12 protein-coding genes are annotated in these 13,823 nt (G+C 47.2%); 3 read left to right on the plus strand and 9 right to left on the minus strand.

The genetic code is table 11. From position 1 onward, the window contains the following. Positions 1-87: 87 nt before the first annotated feature. The 4 genes from ACLTL4_RS01875 to ACLTL4_RS01890 form a co-directional block, all read right to left on the minus strand. A complete protein-coding gene (locus ACLTL4_RS01875) occupies positions 88-1,518 on the minus strand; it encodes a cell wall hydrolase (RefSeq protein WP_022118924.1) in 1,431 nt (476 codons plus the stop codon). Positions 1,519-1,728: 210 nt separating this feature from the next. After that, positions 1,729-2,451, minus strand: a complete 723-nt coding sequence (locus ACLTL4_RS01880) for a CvpA family protein (RefSeq protein WP_022118923.1) — start codon at positions 2,449-2,451, stop codon at positions 1,729-1,731. A 13-nt stretch (positions 2,452-2,464) separates the two neighbouring features. Beyond that, positions 2,465-3,736 (minus strand): DUF5711 family protein, encoded by a 1,272-nt coding sequence (locus tag ACLTL4_RS01885; protein WP_022118922.1) that lies wholly within the window; start codon positions 3,734-3,736, stop codon positions 2,465-2,467. 140 nt (positions 3,737-3,876) lie between these two features. Further along, positions 3,877-5,169, minus strand: a complete 1,293-nt coding sequence (locus tag ACLTL4_RS01890; protein ID WP_412290858.1) for a LysM peptidoglycan-binding domain-containing protein — start codon at positions 5,167-5,169, stop codon at positions 3,877-3,879. Positions 5,170-5,428: 259 nt separating this feature from the next. Here ACLTL4_RS01890 and yyaC point away from each other — a divergent pair, with 259 nt between their 5' ends. Next, positions 5,429-6,013 carry a spore protease YyaC gene (yyaC, locus tag ACLTL4_RS01895; RefSeq protein ID WP_412290859.1) on the plus strand — a complete coding sequence of 195 codons (585 nt, stop codon included), beginning with the start codon at positions 5,429-5,431 and terminating at the stop codon, positions 6,011-6,013. Positions 6,014-6,049: 36 nt separating this feature from the next. On the opposite strand, the gene recR is transcribed toward yyaC, so the two are convergent. The 5 genes from recR to ACLTL4_RS01920 form a co-directional block, all read right to left on the minus strand. After that, a complete protein-coding gene (gene recR, locus ACLTL4_RS01900) occupies positions 6,050-6,646 on the minus strand; it encodes a recombination mediator RecR (protein WP_022118919.1) in 597 nt (198 codons plus the stop codon). Next, positions 6,646-7,002 (minus strand): YbaB/EbfC family nucleoid-associated protein, encoded by a 357-nt coding sequence (locus ACLTL4_RS01905; RefSeq protein WP_022118918.1) that lies wholly within the window; start codon positions 7,000-7,002, stop codon positions 6,646-6,648. The genes recR and ACLTL4_RS01905 overlap by 1 nt, the downstream gene beginning before the upstream one ends. Positions 7,003-7,030: 28 nt before the next feature. Beyond that, positions 7,031-8,680, minus strand: coding sequence for a DNA polymerase III subunit gamma/tau (gene dnaX / locus ACLTL4_RS01910; protein WP_412290861.1), 1,650 nt, complete (start codon positions 8,678-8,680; stop codon positions 7,031-7,033). A 98-nt stretch (positions 8,681-8,778) separates the two neighbouring features. Further along, positions 8,779-9,852 (minus strand): 6-phosphofructokinase, encoded by a 1,074-nt coding sequence (locus tag ACLTL4_RS01915; RefSeq protein WP_173866678.1) that lies wholly within the window; start codon positions 9,850-9,852, stop codon positions 8,779-8,781. Between the two features lie 215 nt (positions 9,853-10,067). After that, positions 10,068-12,617 (minus strand): FAD-dependent oxidoreductase, encoded by a 2,550-nt coding sequence (locus ACLTL4_RS01920; protein WP_412290864.1) that lies wholly within the window; start codon positions 12,615-12,617, stop codon positions 10,068-10,070. A gap of 111 nt (positions 12,618-12,728) precedes the next feature. On the opposite strand from ACLTL4_RS01920, the gene ACLTL4_RS01925 reads away from it, so the two are divergent. Together ACLTL4_RS01925 and ACLTL4_RS01930 are read left to right on the plus strand one after the other, a co-directional pair. Then, a complete protein-coding gene (locus tag ACLTL4_RS01925) occupies positions 12,729-12,947 on the plus strand; it encodes a hypothetical protein (protein ID WP_147630974.1) in 219 nt (72 codons plus the stop codon). A gap of 218 nt (positions 12,948-13,165) precedes the next feature. Further along, positions 13,166-13,822 carry a Crp/Fnr family transcriptional regulator gene (locus ACLTL4_RS01930; protein ID WP_173866676.1) on the plus strand — a complete coding sequence of 219 codons (657 nt, stop codon included), beginning with the start codon at positions 13,166-13,168 and terminating at the stop codon, positions 13,820-13,822. Position 13,823: the final 1 nt, after the last annotated feature.

The raw sequence follows: 13,823 nt of genomic DNA on the forward strand, positions 1-13,823 counted from the left end.
AAAATGAACAAATTCCCCAAGAAGACACTTTTACGTGCCCTTCGGGGAATTCGTTCATTTGCACATTCAGAAAATCTCCGCATCTTCCTAATAAAACTGATGTGCTCCGATCTTCACTCCGGTTCCGGATCCTGTATTAAAGTACAGTGCTCCTCCTACCGGATTCTCTCCGTTCAGTGCTGCCTGAGCTGCTTCTACGCAGTCACTCGGTACACCGCTTGCCAGTGCACTTGCCAGTGCTCCGCTGTACGCCGGTGTGAACTGTCCTGCCTGGTAAACAACCTCGGAAATGCTGTTCGGGAAGGAAGCACTTGCCACACGGTTGAGAACAACGGCACCGACTGCCACTTTACCTTCGCGGCTCTGGTTGCCTGCCTCGCAGTAGATGATCGCTGCCAGAAGGTTCAGATCACTGGAATCTGCTGTGGTAACAGTCTCTTCGCTTCCGGTTGACGCTGCAGAATCGTAAGTGTCGTCTGCGGTATCATAGGAAGCATCTGCTGTCGTATCTTCGCTGTAGCTGTTGTCGGTATAAGAACCGTCTGTGCCGTATGTACTATCGGACTCATAAGTTTCACCGGCATAAGTACCGTCTGTATAAGAATCGTCTGTATAAGAATCGCCTGTATTATAAGCATCACCGGTATAAGTACTATCTGCATTGTAGCTGTTGTCTGCATAAATGCTGTCCGCAGAAGTATCATCATAAGCACCATCTGCACTGTAGCTGTTGTCGGTATAAGTATCATCTGTACTATAGCTGTCATCGCCATAGCTGCTGTCTGCATATGTATCCTCAGTATAGCTGTCATCGTTATAAGTGCTGTCTGTATCTGCCGTGCCATAGCCTGCTGCATTCCAGCCCCAGCCGTTCGGATCGTAATAGCCCTGTGCCACGCTGTCCGTTGTGTCTGTATTGGCATCTGCATCACTGACGTTGACATCCGCAGTTGAGATTGCAACGGCACGGTCTGTGATGATCGTCTCTTCGGCATCCTCTGCCGGAACGTATGCAACCGTAACGTCATCCATCTGTACCTGATACCAGTCACCATCCTCGGAAATCAGGCTGTACTCGCTTCCGTTGTCTGCACTGTCCAGAATGTCTGCTGCTGCATCCGGTGAAGAGAACAGGTTTACACCATCCCAGTTGACCTTGACGCCCTGTGTACCATAGACATTTGCCAGATATTCTGCATCTTCTCCGTATGCCAGATAATCATTCTTGATATATCCTTCCACGCCGTTTGAAATGATGTGTGACCATTTCTCGCCCTTTTCGATCAGGTCTGCAGATGCTCCCTTTGGAAGATAGCCGACGATCTCACTTTTGGTGGATGCATTTGCACGGATGTTGACCTGTGTATCTACATCTGCCACTGCACGATAAGACCACACGCTGTCTTCTATATTATTACTGTCTGTAGACGGTGCTGCAAAAACAACTGTGGAAGATAATACTGTAAATGCAAATACCGTCGCACTGCCGCAAAGTACCGTTTTCATTCTTGCTTTCATGTAAAAAAACCTCCTGAACTCCTATAACTGCACGCTTTTTTGGCATTTTTGTTATATTTGTTACAAATGTATTAACTTTTGTTACGTTTGCATCATATAACAGTTACAGTATTTTGTCAACCTTTTTTTATCTTCGTCAAGTGATGAGAAGCAAAGGATTGCACTCCCACTAAGATAGCCTCCGGCGGATTGCTGAGGCATTCTTGAATTTTAAAGTTTGAGGATATACCGCAAAAAAACATTGCTCTCATAAAGAAAGGTGAGAATCGGACTTTCTTTTATCATCGAAAGCAGCTGGCTTCCGATCTCTGTGTTGGAGCAGATCGCCACTACCAGAAAGAACAGCCAGACGATGCAGATCCCTTTTACAAATCCGAGTGCTCCTCCGCACATCCGGTTGACGCCACGCAGGATCGGCAGCCTTGTCATGATCCGCAGTGCCCGTGCAACGGCGTGCAGGGCGATACTTACCAGGTTAAAAGAAATAAAATAGGTCAGCATGTTCAGGATCATATCCGCCAGATAGGTGGAAATATATTCCGAAAAGGTCTGAACCGCCATATTTGCATACGTGTAACTGTTGTTATTATCAAGAAGCTGCGTCTGCAATTCTTTCGGGATCGGCAGTGATTTGATGATCTTGTTCTGATCTTTTCGCGGCACATCGCTCTGCTGTGCAAATTTCTGTGTTTCTTTATCCAATTTGTCCATGATCGCATCTTCCACCAGCGTCTCGCATTTGCTCTCCACAAATGAGTAGACGGGTGTCTGCGTTTTCAGAAAATCATTGACATAGGGTGTCGAATAATAGACCAGTACACCGGAAAACACGAAAAAAAGCAGAGAGGTCAGCGTCCTCGCAAAACCTCTCATATAGCCATTGATCGCAAATACCAGCAGTACCAGTAAGATAATGATCGTAAGTAAATTCATAATTTCCTTTCTGCTATCCAAGCCGGATCAGATCTGCACTGTCCTCGGTGATCACCATATATTTGCGGAATCCACGGATACTCAGCACATTCTGGATTGGCTTGCGGTATTTGCCCTGGAATGTTTTCTGACCGTTTAACTTATAAATGGCAAATTCTTTTTCATTGAACAGCACGATTTTGTCTTTCTGCAGGGTAATACTGTTGTACTGCAGATCAAAATATTTCTGCATGGTATTCTTACCGCCGGTATTGTAGACCTTCATCAGATATTTATGTCCAGAGTCGCCTCCGTCAAAGACAAAGCCGATGCGGTTGCCGTCATGGAAAGTACTGATGATCTCCTGATCAAACTTCACCGTTTTCTTTTCTTTCGGAGACTGGCTGCCGGAAAATACCGTAAACCCGTCGGTGCGGACGGCAACTGCCGTGCTGTTGTCACAGAAAAAAATCTGCGGAGCCAGCACGTCGTCCACATTTAGCTCACCGACCTGATTGTTCAGCTCCATCTGACCTGCACTTCCGAAGTTATAAAACGCAATATGTGTACTGATCTTGTTTCCATTGACCCGCATATAGGACACTGCCATCTTGATCCCGTCCGGAGAAAGTGCCATATCCAGCGGATAACCAAAATCGTCGATCGTCGTGCGATTCTCGGCGATCAGTGTCCCGGATGCATCGTAAAAATTGACCCAGGTCACATCATCATCTGCTAGGATCACCGCCACAACACCCTGCGTTGCCACTCTTGCCTTCTGGATCGGCAGTTTTGTCTGGAACTGTCCTTTCAGTCCCTCTTCATCAAATACATAGACCTGCATCCCCTGCTGATCTGCGATCACAGCAGTCGTACCGCAGACATCCACGAACGGTGCCTGCATACTGTAGGTCGTACTCCATTTTGTATTCGATTTGCTGTCCACACAGGCTACCCCGTCGGAGCTGTATTTCAGGAAATAATCTCCAAACTCCAGATACTGCGTACTGCTCACGTCATTTCTCTCAATGCGGTCTGAGGTAAGATAGGTGCTTCCGGTGTGGAAGAATAAAAATGTCCCCAGCCCGAACAACAGGATAAACAGAAGTCCCATGGTAATCGCATTGCGGTTATGTACAAACTTCTGATGTTTTTTAATCTTATCCCACAGTTCTTCTTTTGCCTGTGGATCTTCCGTCATCTCATATGTCTCGATGCGGATATCCGGATCGTTGAGCTCTTCGTCCAGATCCAAATCCAGATCATCCTCTTTTTTTCTGAATAATTCTTTTAATTTTATTTTCATCCTCATTTCGTCCTTACTGTGCCAATTCTGAAATTTTCCTGATGCTCTGCAAAAGTTCTTCTTAAGTACCCTGCAATGTTGTTATTATAGTTTAAAAGGCATGGGATAGTCAACCATGCCTTTTACGTTCCTTATTCTTTTTACGGCAGCACGATCTTCTGTCCCGGAAGAATCGTGTTTGGATCGGTAATGCCGTTCAGATCACAGATTTCCTGAAGCTTGTCCAGATTTCCGTAGTACATCCGGCAGACGATCGCCAGCGTATCGCCGTCCCGCACCGTGTATTCTGCCTGATACTTCGTCACATCCAAAGAGGATGCCGCACGGCTATTTGCAGAGGAACTGCCGGATGTGGTGCTATCCTGCCTACCGGAAGTTCCGGCACCTCCTGTTCCATCGGTTGCTGTGCTGCTTCCCGCTGTTCCTGTGCTGCCTGTTGTTCCCATATTGTCTGTAGAATCGCCTGTTGTCGTCGTATTGCTCTCTGTACTGCTCTCTTTTAAGATCCAGGTCTTTTCGGTCTCATCCTTTGCGGCACTCTCCTTTGCAATTTCTCCTTCTGCCTGTGCCGAAGCTGCCAGAGCATCCGTTTCTTTCTGTTTTTCGGTTCCTTTTGACAGGCCACTGCTCTGCCCATCACTTCCAAGTGCCATCTCCTGAAGCGTCACTTCCATATCTTTCATGCGATTATAGTTGTTGACCATCGTCGCCCCGATCACCAGGATCGTCAGCACCAGAAACATACTTGCACCATATAAAAAACGCACCATCGTCGGAGTTTTGCTTTTCTGCTCCTGCTCCACGTTCTGTGCGTCCTGTTGTTTTTTTGCGATCCGTCTGCGGAAGTTCTGGATGGCTCCATCCTGATTCTTTGATTCCGCCTCCACGGACTGCCCTTCATTTTCTTTTACCATATAGCTCTGCATCTGCTCGTTTTTTTCGTAGTAGATGTAATAGCCGCTCTGCTTTCGGATCCCGGTGTTCTCCGTCAAGAAAACGCTGGCATTTTCTTCGCTGTCATACAGAAACAGCAGCCTGTCCTCACCCGGAAACTGTTCCCGGTGCAGATCAAAGAGCTTCTCATCCGGTTCTTCTTCTGGCTCCTCCATCTTTTTCGCCCAGCCGATCACTTCTCTTCCCGGAAAATACTGTTTCATTTCCCGGTAGATTTTCTCCCACATATCATCGTTTGGTTCACCCTCTGCGATCTCTACGGCTCCGTCCGCAAACAGACACTTCATGTTTTCGTTCTGCCAGACTTCACCGAGCAGCACCGCACAGCCTGTCTTTTCCAGAAATGTGATCACATAATCTTCTATATAAACCCTTTTATCTGATCCTGCATCTCCGATCTGCCGGATATTTTTCGGCAGGCCTGTCCGTTCCTTTCCCTTTCCGTCCTTTGAGGTTCCCCTGTAAACCATTTCGATCATACTCCCAATCCTCCTTTATACTACTTCCAGCTGATGCCCCTATCGTAGCACAAAGAATCTGCAAATTTTAGCAATCCGTGGGATACTTTTCAAGAACTTTCCGACATGTTTTTCATCGGATTGATGCGAATAAACCTTCCTTTTTTCGGATACACTGTAAAAGCCTTTAACACGGCAAATTTCACATCTGTCGATTTGAACGCAGCGAAGCGGATTGTGAATGTCCGCTTTACAAATTTTTAAGAGAGGGATGACAATCATGTTTTCTTCCGATACGATCTGCTATTTTAATGCAGGCTCTTCCGATACCGCAGAGCTTCTCGGAAATTATCTTTCTAAAATTCTGATAAAAAACGGTTTTTCAGATATCGCACCTGTCCTTCTATGCATCGGAAGTGACCGTGTGACCGGTGACAGCTTAGGTCCGATGGTCGGCAGTGCCCTGGAAGAACGGTACAAAAAAAGCATCCCCGTGTTTGGTACACTGAAGATGCCTGTTCATGCCCTCAATCTTGAGGAAACCATCGATGCGATCCATCTACATTTTCCGGATCATCCGCTGATCGCTGTCGATGCTTCCTTTGGAACAAAAGAACATCTTGGCTGCATTACGGCCGGCAAAGGAAGTCTTTGTCCCGGTGCCGGCGTCGACAAAAATCTGATTGCAGTCGGTGACTTTTTTGTAACCGGAATCGTAGCATCCTTTTCTCCGTTTTCACATCTGGTACTGCAGTCAACACGGCTGTCTGCCGTGATGCCGCTCGCCTCGCAGATTTCCCGCGGGATCGCTCATGCCATTGACGAAATTGCTCCCGGCTATAGCCTTTCTTCGCAGATACTTTGAAACTGCATGACTGATCTTGCATGCATTTTGTCCTCATTACAGCTCCACGCGGCCTTCCAGGGCACGCAGCAGAGTAACTTCATCAATATATTCCAGATCTCCGCCCACCGGTACCCCGCTGGCAATCCGGCTGACTTTGATACCGGTCGGCTTGATCAGCTTGCTGATGTACATCGCCGTTGTCTCACCTTCCAGGCTAGAATTGGTAGCAATGATCACTTCATTGACATCGCCCTGAAGTCTTGTCATCAGCTCTTTTAATTTTATGTCCCCCGGTCCGATGCCGAGCATCGGTGAGATTGCCCCGTGCAGAACATGGTAGACACCGTCATACTTGCCGGTCTTCTCGTACGCCGCCAGATCTCTTGTATTTTCCACGACCATGATTGTCTTGTGGTCTCTTGCATCGTTCTTGCAGATCGGGCAGAGCTCATCGTCTGTCAGCGTAAAACATTCTTTACAGTATCTGACGTTCTTCCTTGCATCGATGATCGTATCCGAGAGCCGCTGCACTTCCTCGATCGGACGGTTAATAATATGAAACGCCAGGCGTTGGGCTGATTTCGCCCCCACACCCGGCAGTTTTGACAGTTCTTCGATCAGTTTTGTGATATGACTGCTATAATAATCCATCAGAACGGAAATCCTCCACCCATACCAGTAAGTCCGCCTGTCAGTTTTGACATGACTGCGTTGGTCTCTTCCTCTACTTTTCTCAGAGCTTCGTTGGTAGCTGCCATGATCAGATCTTCAAGCATCTCGATATCATCCGGATCTACGACTTCTTCTTTGAGCGAAACTTTGGTCACTTCTTTCTTACCGGAGATCGTCACTTCTACCACGCCGCCGCCTGCTGCTGCCGTAAACTCTTTCTCTTCCAGTGCTTTCTGGTTTTCCTCCATCTGACGCTGCATTTTCTGTGCCTGTTTCATCAGATTGTTCATATTGCCCGGAATACCTCCGCCCGGAAATCCTCCACGTTTTGCCATTTTCTAATCCTCCTGAATAATCTTTCTATTAGTCATCTTCTATTTCTATATCTGCATGGACCAGATTTTCAAGTGCCTCCTCGACCTGCACTTTGGAAAGTCTGGTATTTGCCACATGCTCATCTGCCTGCAGGATCATCTTGACTTTGACCTGCCTGCCTGTTTTCGCTGCAATGATCTGCTCGAGTACTTCTGCTTTCTTCGGATCATTGACATAAGTCTCTCCCAGAAAATCAGAAAATACGATATAAAGCGTACCATCTTCTTTTTCTGTATTAAATTTCGGAACGGCACTTGCCAGAACCACACGGAAACGCCCTGAAGTCTGTGCCAGGATCGTCCGCCACATACCGACGATCTTCTGCAGATCTTCCGGTGCTGCCTGCTGAAGCTTTGCCGGGTCTGTGCTGCCTGCTGTTCCATCTGGATCTATGCCTCCCGGAGCCGCCACATTTACCGGATTTTGATAGTCAAAATTGCCCTCCGGTGTGTAACCACCGGTGCCCTGCTGTCTTACCACCACGCCCGATGCCAGCTGCTTTTCCAGTCTCCGCACGCGTTCCAGTACGGAGAGCTGATCCTGCTCCATCTGCGGACGGCACAGTTTGATCAGTGCCACCTCCAGCATCACTCGCTTGGATCCTGCATATTTGATTTGATTCTGCAATTCTGAAAAAATGCGGATATAACGCATCAGCGTATCATCTCGCACCATCGCTGCCTCTTCTTTCAGCTGCTCCAGATTCTCTGCGGAGACATCCAGCACATCTTCCATATTATCGGAACTTTTAAGCAGAAGCAGGTTTCGCAGATACCAGGTAAAATCGTTTACAAGCTGCGTCAGATCACGTCCCTGCATGATCATATTTTCCAGATGCAGGATCACCTGCGTAACATCCCCGTCCAACACTTCCCGCAGCAGTTTGCTGAACTCATCGGTATCCACCGCACCGAGTACATCCAGGACATGCTCATACGTCAGCTTTTCTCCTAAATAAAAGGCAATACACTGATCCAGAAGACTTAACGCATCTCGCATGGAACCGTCGCCTTTTTTGGCGATATAACGCAGAGCCTTATCTTCGACTTCGACCTGCTCCTCATCCATCAGCTCTCGCAGACGGTCCACGATCGTCGTGCGGGCGATCCGTTTGAAATCATAACGCTGACATCTGGAGAGGATCGTGATCGGGATCTTGTGTGCCTCCGTCGTCGCCAGAATAAAAATGACATAGGAAGGCGGTTCTTCCAGTGTCTTAAGCAGTGCATTAAACGCACCTATAGACAGCATATGGACCTCGTCGATGATGTAGACCTTGTACTTGCCGCTGGTCGGTGAGTAGGCAACCTCTTCTCGGATCTCACGGATGTTGTCCACACCGTTGTTGGAAGCTGCGTCGATCTCAATCACATTCATGGAATTTCCAGCGGCGATCGCCTTGCAGGTCTCACACTCGTTGCAGGGATTTCCATCAATGGGATGCTCACAGTTTACCGCTTTTGCAAGGATCTTTGCCACCGTCGTTTTACCTGTTCCTCTGGTACCGCAGAACAGATAGGCATGTCCGATACGCTGTGCCCTGATCTGATTTTTTAATGTCCGCACAATTGCGTCCTGGCCCTTCACATCTTGGAAGGAGTCAGGACGGAATTTACGGTATAAAGCAGTATAGCTCATGCTTTCCCTCTGTTTCTAAATACTTCAAAAATGTCTGTGGCAGACTCTCTGCCCTTACATCAGATGTGAAGTGACTCCCATCCGATACCGTCTCGGTTTTATACACCAAAGCTGATGCCGATGCATTTTGCTTCTTTGATCAGCTGATCATCCGGAGATACCATCTTCAGCTTGCCGGCTACATCACCAAGCGGTACTTTCTTAACTTTGCCGTTGATGATACCTACCATGTAACCATATTCCTTTTTCATGATCAGAGTTGCTGCTTCTGCACCCAGTCTGGTTGACAGTACACGGTCATACGGACAAGGGCTTCCTCCTCGCTGTGTATGTCCCGGAACGGTAATACGCACTTCGATACCGGTCTTCTGGAAAATCTGCTCTGCCAGTTCGTAGGATACGGATGGATGTTTTCTCTTTTTGATCTTTTCTTTTAATTCTTTTTTCGGAAGAGCTGCATCTTCTTTGGAGATTGCACCCTCTGCAACTGCCAGAATGGTAAAACCATGTCCGGATGCCGCTCTCTTGTGGATCGCTTCGATGATCTTATCGATATCGTAAGGGATCTCCGGAAGCAGAATGATATCCGCACCGCCGGCGATTCCTGCATGAAGCGTCAGCCAGCCGACTTTGTGTCCCATAACTTCAACTAAGAATACACGGTTGTGGGATGCTGCGGTTGTGTGGATACGGTCGATTGCATCGGTCGCAATGTCAACCGCACTCTGGAAACCGAATGTCATATCCGTTCCATAAATATCATTGTCGATGGTCTTTGGCAGATGGATGATGTTCAGTCCCTCTTCACGCAGCAGATTTGCTGTTTTCTGTGTTCCGTTTCCCCCGAGGATCACCAGGCAGTCCAGACGCAGTTTGTAATAATTCTGCTTCATGGCCTCTACCTTGTCCAGTCCGTGCTCATCCGGTGTACGCATCAGCTTGAACGGCTGTCTGGATGTTCCAAGAATCGTTCCGCCCTTTGTCAGGATTCCGGAAAAATCTTTTGCAGAAAGCATACGGTAATTGCCATAGATCAGACCTTTGTATCCATCATAAAATCCATAAACTTCGAGTTCCTGCACATTTGCACTGAGACCTTTGACTACTCCTCGCATTGTTGCATTGAGTGCCTGACAGTCACCGCCGCTTGTCAGCATACCAATTCTTAACATTTGCTACCACGCTCCTCTTTTTTTAATACCTTCTTATGCAGATGTCGAAGCAAAAAAACTTTCGGTCTTTTCACTTCAACGGATGCCTGCGAATTGCTTCGTTACAAAGTAACGCTCGCAATTCTGTAAACATTTAATATAAGGCAGGTGGTTCCTGCCTTCGACACCACCTGCCTTGATTATATAATATTTTTCTTCCCACTACAACGGTAAAATCAATAACTTTCTGTTTCCTTATCCAGGATCACTTCCGCAAATGTTGCTTTCCTCTCCATCAGTTTTGTCAGTTTTGCCATTTTTGATACATTTCCGATCAAGATCACACCGCAGAGCTTTCCGTTCAGGAAATACAGTTTCTCATACTGCTTCTTGCTCCTGTCACAGATCTCCAGTGTTTTATAGAGAAGATTTTTGTTTCTGCCGTTATCTCCGATCGCATACAGGGAAGTATTCATACCGTTAAAGGAGAGCGGCATCTGTACTTTCTGATATTCCACGCACTCCCCGGCTGCATTGGCTCCTGCGACTTTTCCCTGCTCACTTGCCTCGGCCCAGAGTGCTGCATTTTCCCCTTCAAATTCCACGCAGTCTCCGCACGCATAGATATCTTTTTCACTGGTCTGCATTTTTTCATTTACAGCAACTGCCCTGTTTACCTTCAGTCCCATCTGTTCTGCAAGTTCTGTATTTGCACGCACACCGCAGGAGATCAGCACCAGATTGGCTGCGATTTCTTCCCCATCTGCAAGACGAACGGCCGTTACACGCTCCTGCCCTTCGATCCGATCGATCTTTACTCCGGTGCGGACCTTGATACCGACACGCTCTGCAATGCTTCCAAGCATCGCTGCCGCACCTTCATCCAGTTGTCTTCCCATCAGAACCGGAGCTGCCTCGAGAACTGTCACCTGACATCCTGCCTTTTTCAGCTCCCAGGCTGCCTCAAGTCCAAGCACACCGCCGCCGATCACGACTGTCTGTCCGTTCTTTGGGATCATCTGCCCGATTTTTTCTGCATCTTCCAGAGTACGGATCACTGCCACCTGCTCTTTTTCGCTTCCCGGAATCGGAGGGACGAAGCTTTTTGCTCCCAGTGCATAGATCAGTTTCGTGTATTTCAGACGCATGCCATCCTCAAGTGTCACTTCTTTTTCCGTTTTGTCCACTGAAATAATCTTTTTGCCGAGGATCTGATAAACCTGATTTTCCTCATACCAGCTCTCCGGTTCCACCTGAATCTGACTGATCTCAAGTCCGGCATTTAAGGCTTTTGTCAGCATCGGACGGTTATAGGTCGGATATTTTTCCTCCGAGATCATAAGAATCGAAGATGTCTTATCCCGCTCCCGGACTGCTTTCGCCGCATTCAGTCCTGCTGTACCGTTTCCAAGGATCACATAAAATTCATCGCCGTCTTTTCGGTAAGTAGTTTCTTTTTCTTCCACCGGCACAAAATTTTCACGTCCGACACCGCAGACCGGACATACTTCCAGGGAAGAATCAAAAATTTCTCCGCACACCAGACATTTCACAAGCTTTCGACTGCCTTTTGTCGTTTTCTCCGCCTTTTTATCCTGCAAAAGAGAACCGAAATGATAGCCGTATTCGAAAGCCTCTACAAGCTCCGTATCTCCCGGACGGAAACGGATGCGAAGTCCGTCCACTGTATTCATGCGAAGCTGTTTCAGACGCTCCATGATATGCGGCACGCCTTCTCCGCTCCAGCCGTAGCTGCCGAATGCACTTGCCAGTTTCCCGCCATGTGTTCCCGCAAAAATGGATGTTGTCAGATCCCAGATCGGCTTTAATGCTTCCCCAACGATCGTCGGTGTTCCAAATAAAATACCATCAGCAAATCCAATCTCTTCCAGTACCTGTGCCTGATCTGCTGTCACCATATCGTAGCTTCGCACATCAATATCACCGCTTGCCTTGATGCCTTCTTCAATCTTTTCCGCGATCTGCTTTGTATAACCATAGGCACTTACATAAGGAATAATGACTGTTTTTTTCTGATTTGGATTGACCACGGTACACCATCTCTCATAAGTATCCTCAATAAAGTCGATTCCGGAATCCAGCACCGGTCCATGTCCCGGGCAGATCATCGAAACATCAAGCTCTCTTACACGTTCCAGAGCCTTCAGCATAAATGGCTTGAACGGTCCAATAATGCAGTCAAAATAATATTTTGTTGCCCGCATATAGCCTTCCCGGTCTGTCACCTTGCTGACCAGCACATCCTGAAATCCATAGTGGGAGCCGAAGGAATCGCAGGTCACAAGCACCTGTTCTTCTTCAATAAACGTGTACATCGTATCCGGCCAGTGCAGATTCGGAACCAGCAGAAAACGCAGCGTTTTGTCCCCGATCTTCATCGTCTCGTTGTCATGCACGATCAGATTGCAGAATTCTCCGTTCACAATTTCCTTTAAAAACCCGGCCGCACAGGCTGTGGAAATGATCTTCAGCTGCGGACTTAATTTCAACAGACGCTGCACACTGCCCGCATGATCCGGCTCCGTATGATTGACCACCAGATAATCGATCTTTGTCACATCGATCACTTCGCCGAGTTTGTCCATCCACTCCTCAAAAAAAGCTTCTTTTACCGTTTCAAATAATACGACCTTCCCGCCGCTTTTGAGCACATAAGAATTGTAGGTTGTGCCAAATTCCGTGTACATGATAATATCAAAAACCCTGAGCGTGTCATCCACGATTCCCGCCCAGTAAAAATCATCTCTAAGCTTTAATGTTTTCATAGCATACCTCCTGTGGTTTTGTGAATGCTCTATATCTTCACAGCTGCATTTTTTATTCTTGTTTTAAAATGCCCTGTGCAGCTTTAAGCTTTTTATTATGTTTAGATGTGAGTGTCAAAAGTCTCCAACTATGATGCCTACGGATTGTTCCGTGCGTTGCACTCCCACAATCCTTTCTACGCTCCGCTTCGGTCGGTGCTAAACATGTGCCACTGGCACATAGCACCCCAGTATTCGCATATCGTGGGATTATCATCCCACTTTTATGCTCATATCGGGGCGGGTCCCAAGGTCTTTCATCCACCTATGAGCAAGCTCATGTGGATTTAGACCTTTTGACCCTGGCATCATGTTTAAATTATCATTTGCTTTTTTGTTATGTTTATACTATACTTTGTATCAGTAGGATTTTCTGTTGCATATGCAACTTTTTCCATCAAAACGCAGCAAGTGTTCGAAAATTCGCAGGCAACCACGGTACGGAGTCTATATCTTCTTTCTGTGCAAACGCTTTTTTCTGCACGGAAAAAGAAAAAACGGAGGTATTTATGAATACAAAACTTTCTCTTTTTGACGGTATCACACCGGAAGAATACAATCGCATGATGGTCTGTTTTCAGGCATCTGAGAAGTCCTTTTCCACCGACGAGACGGTCTGTTTCTATGCTGACCATCCCGACCGCATCGGCTATCTTCTGGAAGGAGAAGCCGCCATCATCCGCACACACCTGGACGGCCGCCAGACCATTCTGGAATACCTGAAAACCGGAGATGTCTTCGGCTCGGCACTTTCCGCCCTGTCACCAAACGGGGATTCTTTGCAGGTGATCTGCACAAAAAGCTGCAAGATCCAGTTTATTGACTATGCCCATCTGATCAGACGCTGCCCAAATGCCTGCCATTTTCACAGTCTTCTGGTCAGCAATGCTCTTCAGTTGATTTCCAGAAAAGCGATCGCCCTTGGCGAACATCTGGAAATCCTCTCTCAGAGAACAACAAAAGAAAAACTCCTGTGCTATTTCGAAAAACTTGCACAGGAGCAGCATTCAGACAGCTTTACGCTGCCCTTTTCTTTAAGTACGCTTGCCGATTATCTTTCCGTTGACCGCAGTGCCATGATGCGGGAACTGAAAAAATTAAAGGCGGAGGGAATTGTAAAATCAGAACGCAAAACGTTTACCTTAGTCGAATATCGTCAAAACTGAA

Origin of the sequence: Hominisplanchenecus sp. (genome assembly GCF_046967715.1) — a bacterium.
GTDB classification, from domain to species: domain Bacteria; phylum Bacillota; class Clostridia; order Lachnospirales; family Lachnospiraceae; genus Hominisplanchenecus; species Hominisplanchenecus faecis.